At 69.7% G+C, this 17,119-nt stretch carries 13 protein-coding genes; 7 read left to right on the plus strand and 6 right to left on the minus strand.

The window, feature by feature from the left end:
- Window positions 1–169: 169 nt before the first annotated feature.
- The 4 genes from CFK38_RS09870 to CFK38_RS09885 are packed head-to-tail and all read left to right on the plus strand — an operon-like array spanning window position 170 to window position 5,619.
- The gene (locus CFK38_RS09870) at window positions 170–1,816 is read left to right on the plus strand and encodes an ABC transporter substrate-binding protein (RefSeq protein ID WP_096802915.1); all 1,647 of its coding nucleotides are present in this window, start codon (window positions 170–172) and stop codon (window positions 1,814–1,816) included.
- On the plus strand, window positions 1,813–2,895 hold the full coding sequence (locus CFK38_RS09875; protein WP_096802916.1) for an ABC transporter permease: 1,083 nt from the start codon (window positions 1,813–1,815) through the stop codon (window positions 2,893–2,895). Before CFK38_RS09870 ends, CFK38_RS09875 begins: the two co-directional genes overlap by 4 nt.
- A 1-nt stretch (window position 2,896) precedes the next feature.
- Window positions 2,897–3,928 carry an ABC transporter permease gene (locus tag CFK38_RS09880; protein ID WP_096802917.1) on the plus strand — a complete coding sequence of 344 codons (1,032 nt, stop codon included), beginning with the start codon at window positions 2,897–2,899 and terminating at the stop codon, window positions 3,926–3,928.
- On the plus strand, window positions 3,925–5,619 hold the full coding sequence (locus tag CFK38_RS09885) for an ABC transporter ATP-binding protein (RefSeq protein WP_096802918.1): 1,695 nt from the start codon (window positions 3,925–3,927) through the stop codon (window positions 5,617–5,619). The genes CFK38_RS09880 and CFK38_RS09885 overlap by 4 nt, the downstream gene beginning before the upstream one ends.
- Before the next feature lie 6 nt (window positions 5,620–5,625).
- Here the strand turns inward: CFK38_RS09885 and CFK38_RS17775 are convergent, their stop codons facing one another.
- From CFK38_RS17775 to CFK38_RS09905, 4 genes are all read right to left on the minus strand, one after another.
- The gene (locus CFK38_RS17775; protein ID WP_275542273.1) at window positions 5,626–6,294 is read right to left on the minus strand and encodes a (deoxy)nucleoside triphosphate pyrophosphohydrolase; all 669 of its coding nucleotides are present in this window, start codon (window positions 6,292–6,294) and stop codon (window positions 5,626–5,628) included.
- 48 nt (window positions 6,295–6,342) lie between these two features.
- Complete coding sequence (locus CFK38_RS09895) at window positions 6,343–6,540, minus strand: hypothetical protein (RefSeq protein WP_096802919.1); 198 nt, start codon at window positions 6,538–6,540, stop codon at window positions 6,343–6,345.
- Window positions 6,537–8,420, minus strand: coding sequence for a DNA helicase RecQ (gene recQ / locus CFK38_RS09900; protein WP_096804303.1), 1,884 nt, complete (start codon window positions 8,418–8,420; stop codon window positions 6,537–6,539). The genes CFK38_RS09895 and recQ overlap by 4 nt, the downstream gene beginning before the upstream one ends.
- A gap of 109 nt (window positions 8,421–8,529) precedes the next feature.
- The gene (locus CFK38_RS09905) at window positions 8,530–9,531 is read right to left on the minus strand and encodes an MDR family NADP-dependent oxidoreductase (protein ID WP_096802920.1); all 1,002 of its coding nucleotides are present in this window, start codon (window positions 9,529–9,531) and stop codon (window positions 8,530–8,532) included.
- A gap of 116 nt (window positions 9,532–9,647) precedes the next feature.
- On the opposite strand from CFK38_RS09905, the gene CFK38_RS09910 reads away from it, so the two are divergent.
- The 3 genes from CFK38_RS09910 (at window position 9,648) to CFK38_RS09920 (ending at window position 14,272) form a co-directional block, all read left to right on the plus strand.
- Window positions 9,648–11,177 carry a polysaccharide pyruvyl transferase family protein gene (locus CFK38_RS09910; RefSeq protein WP_096802921.1) on the plus strand — a complete coding sequence of 510 codons (1,530 nt, stop codon included), beginning with the start codon at window positions 9,648–9,650 and terminating at the stop codon, window positions 11,175–11,177.
- A 224-nt stretch (window positions 11,178–11,401) separates the two neighbouring features.
- Window positions 11,402–12,697 carry a TM2 domain-containing protein gene (locus CFK38_RS17600; RefSeq protein ID WP_096802922.1) on the plus strand — a complete coding sequence of 432 codons (1,296 nt, stop codon included), beginning with the start codon at window positions 11,402–11,404 and terminating at the stop codon, window positions 12,695–12,697.
- A 192-nt stretch (window positions 12,698–12,889) separates the two neighbouring features.
- Entirely contained in the window at window positions 12,890–14,272 is a 1,383-nt protein-coding gene (locus CFK38_RS09920) for a short-chain fatty acid transporter (protein ID WP_245850975.1), read from the plus strand.
- A 13-nt stretch (window positions 14,273–14,285) separates the two neighbouring features.
- Here CFK38_RS09920 and CFK38_RS09925 read toward each other — a convergent pair whose 3' ends face one another.
- Window positions 14,286–15,692, minus strand: a complete 1,407-nt coding sequence (locus tag CFK38_RS09925) for a DUF3100 domain-containing protein (RefSeq protein WP_096802923.1) — start codon at window positions 15,690–15,692, stop codon at window positions 14,286–14,288.
- Window positions 15,692–17,017 carry a M20/M25/M40 family metallo-hydrolase gene (locus tag CFK38_RS09930; protein ID WP_096802924.1) on the minus strand — a complete coding sequence of 442 codons (1,326 nt, stop codon included), beginning with the start codon at window positions 17,015–17,017 and terminating at the stop codon, window positions 15,692–15,694. Before CFK38_RS09930 ends, CFK38_RS09925 begins: the two co-directional genes overlap by 1 nt.
- Window positions 17,018–17,119 lie beyond the last annotated feature (102 nt).

Below are 17,119 nucleotides of genomic sequence, written 5' to 3' on the forward strand. Positions count from 1 at the left end.
GTGGGATCACGGTTCGGTCACGGCGCACGTCGCGGCGATCCGGGGGTCGGTCGATCGCGCACCGGACTGTTACGTTGCAGGGCACAATGGGTGTGCCCCGTCACATGGGGCGCCCCAGCTCACGACGCCGTGACCCCCGCGGCGTCTTCCTCACCCCCAGGAGGACCCCATGTTCGATGCCGCTTTCACCCCCAAGCGCCGCGCCGTGCTGCTGTCGTTGGCAGGTGTGCCCGTCCTGCTGTCCGCCTGCGCCAAGACCACCGAGGACGGCGGCGGCTCCGGCGGCTCCGACGGCGGTGGCGGCGGGACCCTGACCGTCGGCACCACCGACAAGGTCACCGCCCTGGACCCGGCGGCCGCCTACGACAACGGCTCCTCGACGGTGTGGACGCAGTGCTACGGCTACCTGCTGTCGGTCGCCCTCGGCTCCGAGGACGGCCGCCCCGAACCGGATCTCGCCGAGAGCGCCGAGTTCACCAGCGACTCGGTCTTCACCGTGACGCTCAAGGAGGGCCTGACCTTCGCCAATGGCAACGAGCTGACCAGTGAGGACGTCAAGCACACCTTCGACCGCACCCGCGCCATCGACGATCCCTCGGGCCCGTCCAGCCTGCTGGGCAATCTCGATACCGTGGAGATCGTCGACGACCTCACCGTCGAGTTCCACCTCAAGGAGCCCAACGACCAGACCTTCCCGTACGTCCTGACCAGCCCGGTGGGTCCGATCGTCGACGCCGACGTGTTCCCCGCCGACGCGGTGCTGCCGGACAACGAGATCGTCGCCGCCGAGGCCTTCTCCGGGCCGTACACGATCTCGAGCTGGAAGATCAACGAACTGGTCACCTACGAGGCCTTCGACAACTACCAGGGCCTGTTCGGCACGCCGTCGACCCCGTCGGTGGTGATGTCCTACTACGCCGACCAGAACAACATGAAGCTGGACATCCAGGAGGGCAACATCGACTGCGTGTGGCGCTCCCTGTCCGCCACCGACATCGCCGATCTCGAGGCCGATGACGCGGTCACCGTGCACAACGGCCCCGGCGGCGAGATCCGCTACATCGTGTTCAACTTCAACACCAACCCCTATGGGGCGAAGACCGAGAACCCGGATCCCGCCAAGGCGCAGGCCGTGCGCCAGGCCGTGGCGGACCTGCTGGACCGCGAGGCGATCTCGGAGACCGTCTACAACGGCACCTACACCCCGCTGTACTCCTACATCCCCGAGGGGCTGCCGGGCTCCGGCACCCAGTTCAAGGACATGTACGGCGACGGCTCCGGCGGCCCCGACCCCGAGCGTGCCCGCACGCGGCTCGAGGACGCCGGCGTCGAGATCCCGGTCCAGCTCAGCCTGCAGTACAACCCGGACCACTACGGCGCCTCCTCCGGTGACGAGTACGCCGCGGTGAAGAACCAGCTCGAGGCCGACGATCTGTTCGCTGTGGACCTCCAGTCCACCGAATGGGTCCAGTACTCCAAGGACCGCGTCAACGACGTCTACCCCGCGTACCAGCTGGGCTGGTTCCCGGACTACTCGGATGCGGACAACTACCTCTCGCCGTTCTTCGCGACCGAGAACTTCCTGGGCAACCACTATTCGAATCCCGAGGTCGATGAGCTGATCACCCAGCAGCGCGGCACCCAGGACCCGGCCGAGCGCGAGGCGCTGTTCGTCGAGATCCAGGATCTCGTGGCCGAGGAGATCTCCACCCTGCCGCTGCTGCAGGGCGCCCAGATCGCAGTGTCCACCGCGGAGGTCCAGGGCGTCACCCTGGACTCGTCCTTCAAGTTCCGCGTCTCGCCGCTGTCGAAGTGAGCACTGCCCTCGAGAACGAGGTCGAGGACGCCCCCCGGCGCACGAGCAAGCGTGCGTCGGGGGGCCTCGGCCGCTACGTCCTGGTCCGCTTCCTCCTGATCATCCCCACCATCTTCATCCTGATGACGATGGTGTTCTTCCTGATGAGGATCACCGGCGACCCCATCACGGCCGCCCTGGGCGGTCGGCTCACGCCCGATCAGCTCGCCGAGAGACGCGCCGAGGCCGGCTACGACCGACCGCTGCTCGTGCAGTACCTCGACTACCTGTGGGGCGTGCTGCGCGGCGACTTCGGCACCACGTACTCCGACAACACCCCGGTCTCCGAGGTGCTGACCACCTACGGTGCGGCCACCCTCGAACTGGTGCTGTACTCGCTGGTGGTGGCGCTGCTGCTGGGCGTGCCGCTGGGCATGATCGCCGCCCGCACCCGCGACCGCTGGCCGGACGCGGTGCTGCGGATCGTGGCGATCCTCGGCTACGCCACCCCGGTGTTCTTCGTGGGCCTGCTGCTGAAGCTGATCTTCTCCGTGGGCCTGGGCTGGCTGCCGGTGGCCGGACGGCTGTCCACCGAGGGGCAGATCACGATGAGCAGGATCCTGAACCCCAGCCCGTTCTACCTGCTGGATGCGCTGCGGCTGGGGAACACCGAGCTGATCGTGGACGCGCTCAGCCATGCGGTCCTGCCGGCGATCGCGCTGGGCATCCTCACCGGCGGCATCTTCCTGCGCCTGGTGCGCACGAACATGATCGGCACGATGGAGATGCAGTACATCGAGTCCGCCCGCTCCCGCGGGGTCTCCGAGACCCGCCTGACCACCCGGCACGGCCTGCGGCCCGCACTGATCCCCATCATCACCGTGATGGGCATGCAGATCGCGCTGATGCTGGGCGGGGCGGTGCTGACCGAGACCACCTTCGAGTGGAACGGACTGGGGTACATGCTCGCCGAGTACATGAAGGCCCGCGACTACGTCGCCGTGCAGGGCATCGTCATGATGCTCGCCGTGATCGTCGCGATCTCGAACTTCGTCGTCGACGTGATCGCCGCCCTCATCGACCCCCGAGTGAGGTACTGAGATGACTCTGTCGAACCCTGAACCCCCCGGCGAGGACGATCCCGGGGCGACCGACCTGGCCGCCGAGGCCGGTGACGCCTCCGTCGCGCGCCGCCGCCCCTGGTATCTGCGCCTGCCGATCATCAGCCACCTGCGCGGCTCCGTCGGCCTGCAGCGCGGCATGCTGATCACCGGCGTGGTGCTGGTGGTGGTGCTGCTGCTGTCCGCATTGCTGGCGCCGTTGCTCGCGCCCTACGGCTTCGCACAGACCTCGGAGGACGGAGTGCGCTTCGGCACCCAGGAGCCGCCGTCGGCCGCGCACCTGCTGGGCACCACGGTGACCGGCTTCGATGTGCTCTCCCGCGTGATCTGGGGGACCCGCACCGCGGTCGCGGTGATGGCCTGCGCCGTCACCGCCTCCCTGTTCCTCGGTGTGGCGCTGGGACTGCTGTCCGGCTACGTCGGCGGCTGGCTGGACCGGGTGCTGGTGATGGTCGCGGACGCCGTCTACGCCTTCCCCGCGCTGCTGCTGGCGATCGTCATGTCGATCACCATCTCCGGTGGCCAGTCGGGCGCCTGGTCCGGCATCCTCGCCGCCGCCATCTCGATCACGGTGGTGTTCATCCCGCAGTACTTCCGCGTGATCCGCGCCGAAGTGGTGCGGCTGAAGGCCGAGCCGTTCGTGGAGGCCGCGAAGGTGGTGGGCACCGGGCATCGCCGCATCATGGGCACGCACCTGCTGCGCAACGCCACCCGCACCCTGCCGCTGATCTTCACGCTCAACGCCTCCGAGTCGATCCTCACCCTGGCCGCGCTGGGCTTCCTGGGCTTCGGCATCGAGCCCACCAGCGCCGCCGAGTGGGGCTATGACCTCAACCGCGCGATGGCGGACGCGACCAGCGGGATCTGGTGGACCGGTATGTTCCCCGGCCTCGCGATCGCGCTGGCCGTGCTCGGGGTGACCCTGGTGGGCGAGTCCATCAACGATCTCAACGATCCGCGCCTGCGCACCCGTCGCCGGCGCCGCGGCGCCAGGAAGAAGGTGGCGGCATGACCGACACGAGCAGCGACACCCGCCTGACCATCCGAGACCTCGACATCCACTTCGCCACCGATGGCGGGGACGTCCACGCGGTCGACGGGGTGAGCCTCGAGGTCGCGCCCGGGGAGATCCTCGCGATCGTCGGCGAGTCCGGCTCCGGCAAGTCCGTCACCGCGCGCTCCGTGCTGGGCCTGCTGCCCGAGACGGCCGAGGCCTCCGGGGCGGTGATCGTCTCCGGCACCGACCTGGTGGGGCTGTCGCAGGCGCAGCTGCGCGCCCTGCGCGGCGAGGACGTCTCGATGATCTTCCAGGAGCCCTCCAGCGCCATGAACCCGGTCTTCCCCATCTGGTGGCAGATCGGCGAGGGCCTGCGCGCGCACCGCCCGAAGATCACCCGCAAGCAGATCCGCGCCGAAGCCGTGAAGGCCCTCGAATCGGTGGGGATCCCGGACGCGACCGAGCGCATCGACCGCTACCCGCACGAGTTCTCCGGCGGGCAGAAGCAGCGCATCATGATCGCCATGGCGCTGGCGCTGGGCGCGGAGCTGATCGTCGCCGACGAGCCCACCACCGCCCTGGACGTCACCGTGCAGGCGGAGATCCTGGAGCTGCTGCGGGACGTGCGCGACCGCTTCGGCACCGCGGTCATCGTGATCACCCACAACATGGGCGTGGTCGCGGATCTCGCCGACTCGGTCGCGGTGATGTACCGCGGGAAGATCATCGAGCGGTCCCCGTCGCGGGAGCTGTTCGCCGCCCCGCAGGAGGCCTACACCAAGAAGCTGCTCGCGGCCGTGCCGCATCTGGGCCGCAACTCCGCCTGGACCGCGCTGTCGACCCCGCAGCAGACCGCCCTGGAGGAGGCGGAACCGGTGGTGATGGCGAAGGACCTGGTCATCGAGTATCCGGGCCGGCTGGGCAAACCGGCGTTCCGAGCGGTCAAGGGCGTGGACTTCGAGATCCGCGCCGGCGAGGTGTACGGACTGGTGGGGGAGTCGGGCTCCGGCAAGACCACCATCGGCCGTGCCATCGCCGGCCTGGAGCGCACCACCGGCGGCAGCCTGTCGGTGCTGGGCCACGAGATGAACGGCATGAGGGAGAAGGCGTTCAAGCCGCTGCGCCGCCGGATCGGTTTCGTGTTCCAGGACCCGGCCACCTCCTTCAACCCGCACCTGACCATCGAGCAGTGCATCGCCGAGCCGCTGGTGGTGCACGAGCCGCAGCTGAGCCCGGCAGCCCGCAGCCAGCAGGTGCGCTCCTTCCTGGAGGCGGTGGAGCTGCCCGGACACTACGCCGGACGCTTCCCCCATGAGCTCTCCGGCGGGCAGCGCCAGCGCATCTCCCTGGCCCGGGCCCTGGTGCTCGAGCCGGAGCTGCTGGTCGCCGACGAGCCCACCAGCGCGCTGGACGTCTCGGTGCAGGCCACGGTGCTGGACCTGTTCCGGGAGCTGCAGGAGCGGCTGCACTTCGCGGCGCTGTTCATCAGCCACGACCTGGCGGTGGTCGACACCCTCGCCCACCGGATCGGGGTGCTGTTCCGCGGCGACCTGGTCGAGCAGGGCCACGGGCCCGACGTGCTGCAGCGGCCGCAGCACGAGTACACCCGCAAGCTGATCGCCTCCCTGCCGGTGCCGGACCCGGTCGAGCAGGCGAAGCGGCGCGAGGCATTCATCGCCCAGTGGGGCAGCGGCGCGCCGAGCTGAGAGAGCTCAGGCCCTCCGGAACCGCGGCACGGCCCCGGCGACGATCCTCTCCACGATCGGCACGTCGGGGCCGGCCCATGCCCGGCCGGCGAGCTCCCGGCGGGCCACCCAGTCCAGCAGGTCGTGGTCGGTGCTGACGGTGGGTGCCGGGCCGGTCAGGCGGACCCAGTAGCAGTCCAGGTGCAGCGCCCGGTCCCCGGCCCGGCCCTCGCCGCGGCCGATCAACCAGCCCACCTCCACCTCGGTGCCCAGTTCCTCGCCCAGCTCCCGGGACAGCGCCTGCTGCGGGGACTCGCCCGGCTCGATCTTCCCGCCGGGGAACTCCCACAGCCCGGCGGCGTGCTTCTCGGGCGCTCGACGGGCCGCGAGGACGCGGTCACCGTCGACGAGCACCGCGCCCACCACGCGCAGCGGCGCGGGATCGCCCGGGTGCTCTGCCTCCGTCCGGGGGTCGTACCAGGGCTCCGGTTCCTCGGCGAAGCCGACGTCCTCGGGCCGCCAGGCGTGCCCGCACTCCTGGCACTCCCGCTCCGGCCCCAGGCCCATGCACCCCTCCCAGAGCACCCACGGCGGAGAGGACTCGTAGGCCTCGAGCACCGGCATGCCGATCACGCGATGCAGCACCTGGCCGCTCCCGCAGCGGGGACAGGTGCCGCGCACCCAGTCGATGGTCATGGCACCAGTCTGCGGCACGGGTGGGACAGGCGAGAGCGGCTCAGCTGCTCACAGGGGCATGCCCACGGCGCCGGTGAGCAGCAGCGCGAGCACCACCAGCAGCACCAGCAGGCACCCCGCTCCGCTGAGGACGACGGCGAGGAAGAAGTTCGAGCGGGCCTCGGTCTGTGAGACCGGTTCCGCCGGCGGCGGGGTGAAGCGCTCGTGGGATGCGGGCTCCGGCTCCGGCGACTCCGGCGGGGTCATGACGACCCCGGCAGCGCCTCGAGCACGGCCTCACCGTATTCGGCGAGCTTCTTCGCCCCGACCCCGCTGACCGCTCCGAGCTGGGCGACCGTCTCCGGTTCGGCCTCGACGATCCCCACCAGCGTGGCGTCGGAGAAGACCAGGTAGGGCGGGATCTGCTTCTCCTTCGCGACCGAGGTGCGCCAGGTGCGCAGCGCCTCGAAGCGCTCGCGCTGGGCGGGCTCGAGGCTCTCGGCGGCGCGGGAGGCGCCTGCGGCCCGTCGGCCGCCTCCGCGCGCGGCGCGCTGCGGGCTGCGGTCCACCGCCAGTTCGACGGTCGTCTCGCTGCGCAGCACGGGACCGGCCTGCGGGCCCGGCACGAGGACGCCGTAGTCCCCCTCGGCCTCGACGATGCCGCGGGCCAGCAGCTGCCGGATCGCCGTGCGCCACTCCTTCTCGCTGAGCTCCTCGCCGATGCCCCAGACGCTGAGCTCGTGGTGGCGGGACTGGCTGGAGCGCTGGTTCTCCCGACCCCGCAGCACCTCGATGACCTGCCCGGAGCCGAACTTCTGGCCCCGTTCACGGTCCAGACGGATCAGCGCCGAGAGCAGCTTCTGCGCCGCGACGGTCGCGTCCCAGGTCTGCGGCGGGGACAGACAGGTGTCGCAGTTGCCGCACGGCTCGCTGTCCTGACCGAAGTAGCTCAGCAGCTGCACGCGCCGGCAGGAGACCGTCTCGCACAGGGCGAGCATCGCGTCGAGATGGGAGCGGGCATTGCGCTTGAACAGCTCGGTGCCCTCACCGGTGTCGATGAACTTCCGCTGGCTGACCACGTCCCCCAGGCCGTAGGCCATCCAGGCGGTCGAGGGCTGCCCGTCACGCCCCGCACGACCGGTCTCCTGGTAGTAGCCCTCGATGGACTTGGGCAGGTCCAGGTGGGCCACGAAGCGGACGTCCGGCTTGTCGATCCCCATCCCGAAGGCGATGGTCGCCACGATGATCAGCCCGTCGGCCCGCAGGAACCGCTCCTGATGGTCCTGACGCACGGCCGCATCGAGGCCCGCGTGGTAGGGCAGGGCGGGGATCCCGCGCGCCACCAGCGCCTCCGCGGTCTGCTCGACACTCTTGCGGGAGAGGCAGTAGACGATCCCGGACTCGCCCTCGTGCTCGGAGGTGATCAGCCGCAGCAGCTGCTCGCGCGGGGCGGCCTTGGGCTCGATGCGGTACTGGATGTTGGGGCGGTCGAAGCTGGAGACGAAATGCGTCGCCTGCTGCATCTGCAGGCGCTCGGTGAGCTCGCGGTGGGTGGCCTCGGTGGCGGTCGCGGTCAGGGCGATCCGCGGCACCTGCGGGAACGTCTCGGCGAGCACCGAGAGGCCCAGGTAGTCGGGGCGGAAGTCATGGCCCCACTGGGAGACGCAGTGCGCCTCATCGATCGCGAACAGCGCCAGCTCCGCGCGGCGCAGCAGCTCCTGGGTGCGGGGGAGGACCAGCCGCTCCGGCGCCATGTACAGCAGGTCCAGCTCCCCGGCCAGCAGCTGCTGCTCGACCGCCTGCGCCTCGTGGAAGTCCAGGGTGGAGTTCAGGAACGCGGCACGGATGCCGACGCCCTCGAGCGCCGCGACCTGGTCCGCCATCAGCGCGATCAGCGGGGAGACCACGATCCCGGTGCCCGCCCGCAGCAGGGAGGGAATCTGATAGCACAGCGACTTGCCGCCACCGGTGGGCATCAGCACCACCGCGTCGCCCCCGGAGGCGAGCTGCGCGATGATCTCCGCCTGCTCCCCGCGGAAGGCGTCATAGCCGAAGACCGTCGAGAGGATCTCCAGCGCGCGGTCGGTCTGGCCGGCATCGCCCTCGCGGAGTGCGGAGATCGGGTCGGCGGCGGGCGGAGTGCTCATGGTGGCCACTGTATTCGGCCCGATCGGCGGGTGGCGACCGACCGGGGAGGCTGTGGACGGACGGCCGAGATCTGCCGGGGAGAGAACACGCGGAGTCGACGGGGAGCGGTCACCGGGGACCGTCGACTGCGACGATCACCCGGCCTGAGCTGCCGCCGGCCAGGAGCGAGGCGAAGGCCTCGGGAACCCGATCGATGCCGTCGAAGACGGTGTGCAGGCTGCGCACCGCACCCTCTCGCAGCCAGCCGCCGACCTCGGACTCGAACTGTGCCCGCAGATCCTCGTGCGCCGTGACAGTGAACCCGCGCATGGACAGCTCCTGGTAGATCATCCGGCGGTAGTTGGACGGTCCGCCGGATCCGGCGGCGACCGCGCCGCAGATCACGATGCGACCGCGGGCGTTCAGCACCTCGAGCGCCGCGTCGAGCTGTTCCCCGCCGACGTTGTCGTAGTACAGGTCGATACCGTCGGGGGAGGCATCGCGCAGCAGCTCCGCGGCGGGCCCGTCGTGGCGGTTGATCGCCCGGTCCGCGCCGAGCACGTCCGTCAGGAGCGCGACCTTCTCCGCGGAGCCGGCGACGCCTATGACGCTCGCGCCGCGCGCCTTCGCGAACTGCACGACGCAGCTGCCCACGCCGCCGGCCGCACCGGAGACGCAGACGATGTCCTCGGGCCGGACCTCGCCGATGTGGATCAGTCCGGTGTAGGCGGTGAAGCCGACGTGTCCCAGGACCGTCAGGTACGCCTCGAGGTCCTGCTCGGGCGTCGCACGGTCGATCCTGCGCAGCTGATCGGCATCGACGACGGCGGCCGTGCACCACGGCACCTTGGCGACGGCGAGATCCCCGGGGGCGAAACCCTCGGCAGCGGATTCGAGCACCTCGACGACGGCGTCGCTGGACGGGACATCGCCCACGCCGATCCCCGGCCCGTAGGCGGTGCCCTCACCGCCGAGACGGTGGGCGAGTCCGGCGTTCAGGCCGAGTCGTCGCAGTTCCACGAGGACCTGCTGGTCCCCCGGGGCGTCGACCTCGGTCTCGAACACTCCGAAACTCTCCGCCCGGACGGATCCGTCCGGCACGGCGACCAACTGCACTTCGCGACTGATCATCAGATGAGCCTACAGCCGAGGTCCCGCCGACTCGAGGTGCGACCGGTAGCCTCGGGCAGAGGGCCCGAATGCGGCCCGCCGCGCGGAGCACGGCTCCGTGCCAGAGCGGAGACTCCATGACCACGCGGTATCTGATGAGGCTCGGCAAATCGCCGTTCGAGGTCGCCGATGCCTTCCATACGCTCGATCACAACCTGCTCGGCACGAACAGCGGGAACCTGATCTACGGTGCCGCCGCCCACAAGCTGCTGTCCACGCGGGACACGGTCGTCGAACCGAGCCACTACCGCATCAACGGCGCCTACGCCGCCGAGGTGAACGCCGAGTACGACGGATTCATCCTGCCGCTGGCCAACGCCTTCCGCCCGAATTTCGAGGATCAGCTGCGACGCACGGCGGACTTCCTCGAACGGCTCACGATCCCCTTCGTGATGCTCTCCGGCGGGGCGCAGCTGCCCCTGGACGGCGACCCGTCGGAGCTGAAGGCGATGGAGCCGACGATCACGCGGTTCGCCCGGGCGGTCCTGAACGGATCCAGCGCACTGACCGTGCGGGGCGAGATGACCGCGGACTATCTCCACTCCCTGGGGTTCAAGGACGTGCTCGTGGTGGGATGCCCCTCCCTGACCCTCCACGGCCCCGGACACCGGGTCGAGGTGCCCGCAGAGCTCGAGGCCGGCGCACAGGTCGCCTACAACATGGAGACGAAGGATCCCTTCGGCGGGGACCTCATCGCGGACGCGGAGCATCACTATCGCGCCACCTACATCCCGCAGGAGCACGGCACCCTGGAGCTGATGCTCTGGGCGACCTCTCCCTACGAGACCGCGGATCCGCGCCTGCCGCTGGAGCGCTCGCATTCCCAGTTCACGGCGGCGCGGGCCGAGATGTTCATCGATGCCTATCCGTGGATCGAGCGTCTCTCGCAGATGGATTTCTCCTTCGGGGCCCGGGCGCACGGCAACATCGCCGCCGTGCTCGCGGGAACACCCAGCGTCATGCTGGCCCACGACTCCCGGACCCTGGAGCTCGCGCGCTACCACGGCATCCCGTCCCTGACGTGGGGGCGTGACGAGGTTCCGGGGACCGTCGAGGAGCTGTACGCCCGAGCCGACTTCACGGAGTTCAACCGCGGCCACGCCGACCGCTTCGACACCCTGAGCAGCTTCCTGCACGACAACGGCTTCGCGCACATCTACGACCCGGGCCAGGAGTCCGCGCGCCACGAGTACGAGCAGCGGATCAGGCAGGTGTCCTTCCCGCCCGCCGTCCGTCCCACCTGGCTCGGGGAGACACCGGAGACCACCCACCGCCATGCCGTGCTGCAGGACCGCGAGGCCCGACGCAAGCAGACCCACTCCGCGATCCGACGGGAGGCCGCCGCACGGCAGAAGCGGACCCAGGAGCAGCTCGCGCAGCTCGGTCGCCGGGTCGAAGAGGCTGAGAAACGCCTCGAGGAGTCGCTGCAGCGGATGGAGGCCGCGGAGAAGCGCGCCGCCGTGGCCGAGGCACGGCTCGCGGCGACGGACAAGCGCCTGCGCACCGTCTCCCGCCGGGTGGCCGAGGCCGACGATCGGGCGCAGCGGGCACTGCGGATCCCGACCCGCCTCAGGGATGCGCTGACGCGCTCGCGCCGGCATCGCTGACCGGGGCCCGTTCATCAGGCGACTCTGCTGCAGGTGAAGGCACAGTTCCTGCCGGCTGGACCCATCCACCAAGTGGACCTGTCCTTCGTCTGTCGTACCGATCGTTGATGATCCATACAGCTCGATCGGACATGCGGTGATCCACCAGCGACTCCGTCCGAACGGGCCACCCCTCTTTCCTCCTCGGGCGATGCTCGCCTGCCCGATTCCTCCAAGGAGCCTCCATGTCCTCGTCCCAGCCTCCGCCCCACGGCGGTTCCCCTCAGCAGCCGGGCTTCGGCCCGCATTCCCCGCACAGCCCCGGCTCCGGCGGGCAGGCTCCCCAGCACACGCAGCAGCCCGGTGGATGGCAGCCGCAGCAGCAGCCGCTGCAGCCGCAGTCGCAGTACGGTGCCTCGCCGTACGGTGCGCCGTCCCCGGACGGGCAGTACGGTGCACAGCCTGCCTTCAGCCAGCAGGCTCCCGGTGCTCCGCAGTTCGCTCCCGGCTCCTACCAGGGCGGGCCCGGCCCGTACGCGCCGATGCAGAAGCCGCCGAAGGACTTCGTGGTGGCATGGCTGCTGGCGCTCTTCCTCGGCTTCCTGGGCGTGGACCGCTTCTACCGCGGATTCATCGGGCTGGGCATCCTCAAGCTGATCACCTGCGGTGGTGCCGGCATCTGGACGCTCGTCGACCTCCTGATCATCGTGTTCACCGGCGGGCGGGACAGCACCGGCCAGCAGCTCGCCGGCTACGAGAAGAACAAGAAGGTCGCGTTCATCGTCACGCCCATCGTCCTCGTGCTCGGCCTGATCATGGCCATGATCAACGGGGCTGCCGGCAGCGGTGACGACTCGGCGGTGCCCGAGCCCGAGGAGGTCGTCGCCGCGGCGTCGGCCGTCGAGGACGAGGGTGCCGAACCTTCCGAGGAGGCCGTCGTCGAGGACGAGCCCGCGACGGAGGAGGCGGTGAACGATGCCCCCGCTGCCGACGAGCCGGCAGCTCAGGAAGCCGTCGTCGAGGAGGAGCCTGCCGAGGATCCGGTCGCCGAGGCACCCGCCGTCGACGTTCCCGCGGCGCAGCAGGCGATGGCCGACGCGGTCGCTCAGGGGCGTACCGAGGCCGAGGCCGCCGAGACCGACCTGCAGCGGGCCAATGTGCTGAACGTGCGCAGTGAGGCGATGTGCGTCTCCGTGCCCGACGGCGAGGTGCAGAACTGGGTCGGCACCGTGAAGTCGGTCGATGCCAACGGTGAGGGCAAGGCCGTCGTCGTGCTCGAGATCGAGGACGACATCGAGATCGGCACCTGGAACAACGCGCTCTCCGATATCGGGGACGAGACCCTCATCGAGCAGGGCACCGAGCTCTACGACGCGGCCCTGGGCCTGGCCCCTGGGGACACGGTGACCTTCTCCGGCACTCTCATCTCCGGTACGGACGGAAACGACACCTGCTACAGAACCTCGAATCTCACCGAGGTGATGTCGATCGAGTCCCCGGACTTCAAGATCCAATTCTCGGAGCTGACGCCGGTGCAGTGACCCCGGCAGCAGGAAAGCGCCGACGGGCCTCGGCGTATCGCCGAGGCCCGTCGGCGTCCCGATCGGCGCGACAGACCGTTTCCCCCTCGTCATACCCGGAAAGTTCTAAGGTGGCAGCAGTCACATCAGTTCAGGCCCAGGTCCTCGGCACGACGTCGTGCGGGCCGGCCCCACGCCCGAGGAGTCCACTGCATGTCCAGCGCACCCGAGACCGACCCCACCCGGAAGCAGGGCACGGCGATCTCACGCGCCATGCGCCCTCTGAACCACGTGGTGGAGCGGTTCATCCCCTCCGCCCTCGTGTTCTCGATCGTCCTGACCTTCATCGTCGCGGCCCTCGGGCTGATCCTCACCGACACCGGCCCGACGGACCTGGTCGTGCACTGGGGTGATGGACTGTCCGGTCTGCTGGCCTTCATGACCCAGATGGCGCTGATCCTGCTGCTGGGGCACATGCTGGCAAACACCGGTCCGGTGCGCAGGATCCTGGGCTTCCTCGCCTCGCTCCCGAGGACCGAACTGACCGCCTACGTCTTCGTCTTCGTGGTCGCCGCCATCGCCTCGCTCATCACCTGGGGCCTCGGGCTGGTGGTGGGAGGCCTGCTGGCGCGCGAGGTCGCCTACCAGGGCCGGGAGCGCGGACTGATGCTGCACTTCCCGATGCTGGTGGCCGCGGGCTTCGGCGGATTCGTGGTCTGGCACATGGGCTACTCGGCCTCCGGCCCGCTGACCGCCGCCACCGAGGAGTCGTTCCTCATGGAACCCCTCGGCGGGCAGCCGCTCCCGATCACCGAGACCGTCTTCTCCTCGTGGAACATGATCGCCGCCGCGGTGACGATCCTCGTGGTCGCGCTCGCGCTCTACCTGGTGGCTCCCCGACGCGGTGACCGGGTCACCGAACTCACCGTCGATGCCCGCGAGCAGGTGAAGGACGGTCAGGAAGAGATCGTCACCCCGGCGGATCGGCTCGACGCCAGTCGGATCGTGACCGGTCTGATCGGACTCGCGCTGGTGGTGTATCTGGTGCTGCACTTCGTCCAGGGCGGCACCCTGACCCTGGACACCGTGAACTGGTCCTTCCTCGCCCTGATCCTGCTGCTGGTGAAGAACCCCTTCGAGCTGATCCACCTGACCAAGAACGCCGCCTCCAACGTGGGCGAGATCCTGCTGCAGTTCCCGCTGTACGCGGGGATCCTGGGCATGATGGTCAGCTCCGGGCTCGTGCAGGTGTTCTCCGACGCCTTCGTCTCGATCTCGAACACCACCACCTTCGGTCTCTTCGCGTTCCTCGCGTCAGGGCTGGTGAACTTCTTCGTGCCCTCCGGCGGCGGACAGTTCGCGGTGCAGGGCCCGATCATGCTGAGCGCCGGCGCCGATCTCGGCGTGGATCCGGCGGTCACCATCATGGCCGTCTCCTACGGCGATCAGTGGACCAACATGATCCAGCCGTTCTGGGCGCTCCCGCTGCTGGCCATCGCCGGGCTGAAGATGCGCGACATCCTCGGCTACACCACCATCGTGCTGATCGCCTCCGGGCTGGTGTACGCGGGGACGCTGCTGATCGTGTCGCTGTGAAGGGGCCGCGCGGTCACGCCCCCGTGACGGACAGGCCGAACTGTGCCAGCAGCGCAGAGCCGACGTAGGTGCCGATGAACACGAAGATGGCGGTGATCGCCACTTTCCACGAGGTCCTGGACAGATCCACCAGACGGTCCGCGACGCTGATCCCGGCGAAGGCGAGGATCGGGGTGGTCAGCGACAGGAAGTCGACCGCACCGATGGCGCCGACGAAACCGCTCCAGGCCAGGCAGCCGGCCAGCGAGACCAAGGAGACCCAGCCCAGCACCGGGAAATCCCTTACCACCGGCAGGCGGCTGAGGGTCATCAGGTCCCCGATGACGAGGCCGAGCAGGGAGAACAGCCACAGCGTCGCCAGTCCGCCGAGGGTGAGAGCCGTGATCGGCGTCGACTCCGGGTTCACCCACAGCTTCAGCTGCTGGGTGAACAGCACCAGGGAGACCGAGAGCAGGAGCACGCCCATGAACATCCCGTAGCGGCGCACGGCGAACAGCTCGCCGACGCCCGGACCGGCCCCACCGCTCGCCCCGGAGCCGCCCGTGCGGACGGTCGCGGCGGCGCTCGGCGCCGACAGCCGATCCTTGCCCCGCATCAGCAGGTTGTACATCGCCCGCTGCAGCGGGACGGCCAGGAAGACCATCGTGTAGGTGCCGATGAAGCTGGTCAGCAGCTGGCTCGCGGCCGCGTACGAGATGATCGTGTCCTGCATCTGAGGCAGCTGGGCGGCGAGCGTCGAGGAGGATCCGGTCATCATGGACGCCGACCCCATCCCCGAGGCGATCGCCAGAGCGCGGACGTCCAGCCCCGTCCCCAGCAGGATCGGGGCGAGGAAGGAGAAGAACAGCGCGCCGAACAGGGTGCCGATGAGATAGATCGAGAGCACTCCGCGGCCGGGATCGGAGTTCAGGGTGTACTTCTCGGTGATGTAGGCGAGCTCCCCCTCCCGCCCCAGGCCCAGCGTCGAGCCGATCGCGTGGCGGCGCAGGCCGAGCAGCAGCGCGATCGGCAGGCCCAGCACCACGGTGCCGAGGTTGCCGAGCTCCTGCAGCAGGAACACCCAGCCGATGGAGATGATCTCGCCCAGCCGCGGGGCGACGTCCGCCCCGTACCGCGCCATCAGCGGCAGCATGATGATGATCAGGAACGCGCCGGAGAAGGCGACGTTGCGCCCGGAGTAGACACGGCGCAGGATCCCCTTGCGCCACACCGGGACGCCCAGCGCCATCGTGAGGATCACGGCGAACACCAGCGGCAGCACGGTGATCGTGATCGAGGAGGTGACCTGCAGGGAACGGATGCCGATGCCCTCGGAGATCGTGATCGTCAGCAGCACCAGGAGCAGCAGCAGCACCATGTCCAGGGCGACTCCGCGGCGCGCCGGGGCGGCGGTCGTCGGGGTGGGGGAGACGGTGGTCATCAGTGCTCCTGAGTGGGGTCGGAGGAGGGCTGCGTCTCGAGCGCGGCCTCGGGCACGGGCGCGATCGCGGCGAGCGTGGAGACGTAGTCCGCATAGCTGCGGCGGGGGAGAGGTGCGGGCAGATGGGCCCCCATGGTCAGCAGCGCCCGGACCAGCAGTCGCGGGACGGCGATCAGCACGTGCTCGGGATCGACCATCCGGAAGTCCTTGCCGTGGATGGTGCCGTCGAAGCCGCCGTAGGAGAGCTGGACCGTCGGCATCATGAACGAGAGGTCACCGGCGTCGCCGGCCGCCGCGATCGCGCCGCGGTCGTCGATGAGATGGCTGATCCGCGGATCCGCTGCGAAGGCGTCGCGGAACGCCCCGTTCAGCGTGCGGTCCTGCACGAAGGGGAGATAGCCCATCTCGGTGGTGACGTGGGCGGTGCCGCCCAGGGCGGCGGCGCAGCCGTGCGCGGCGCGGTCCACGCGGGCGGCGACCTCACCGAGGTAGTCGAGGTCCGTGGAACGGACGTCGGTGCCGACGGTGACCCGGTGCGGCACCACGTTCGTCGTCATCTCGGTCGCGGGGATGACGGGATTCATCCGCACCAGCACGTCCTCGCGCAGCTGCTGGCGGCCCAGTCCGAGCGCGGTGGTGAACAGAGTCGCCATGGCGAAGGCATTGGTGCCGCTGAAGGGGTCCAGTCCGGCGTGCGAGGCGGTGCCCTCGAACTCGACCGTCTTGTAGAGGAATCCGGCGAGGTCGCAATCGATCTCGATGGTCGGCTCGTGCTGCAGGCCGCCGATGGCGTGCAGGCAGACGGCGGCGTCGATGTCGTCGAACACGCCGAGCATCATCGCCTCGGGCTTGCCGCCGAACCAGGTGATGGTGCCGTCCTGGCGCAGCTGCGCCCGGTGGGTGAGGTCCACGAACTCCTCGGCGGGGACGAAGACGAAGCTCAGGTCCACGTCCGCCTGCTTCCAGGCGCCGGTGCCCACCAGATGTGCGCACACGGCCAGTGCGATCCCGACCTGGGTGTGATGGCCGCAGGCATGGACAGCGCCGGTGGCGGGGTCGGACGCGGGATGGGCGGGGGAGATCACCGCGTCGAGCTCGGCGACGACGGCGATGCGACGACGGTCACGGTCTTCGGGGGCGGCCGATGGCAGGGAGACCTTCAGCCCGGTGGTGGAGAAGCGTTCGATGGCGAGCCCGTCGCCGTGCCGGAGCAGGAACTGCTCGACGGCCTGGGCGGTGCGGTGCTCGCAGTACCCGAGTTCGGGGTGCTCCCAGAGCTCGGTGACGAGGGCGTGGACCTCGGGATAGAGATGCTCGAAGGACATGGCGGGGTGCTCTTCCTGGGCGGGTCGAGGGGCGCTGCACGCACCTCGACCGACACGCGCAGGGACGGCTCAGCGCGTCGAGTCCGACGAGGTGAGCGTACG

This window comes from Brachybacterium vulturis (assembly GCF_002407185.1).
Lineage (GTDB): Bacteria > Actinomycetota > Actinomycetes > Actinomycetales > Dermabacteraceae > Brachybacterium > Brachybacterium vulturis.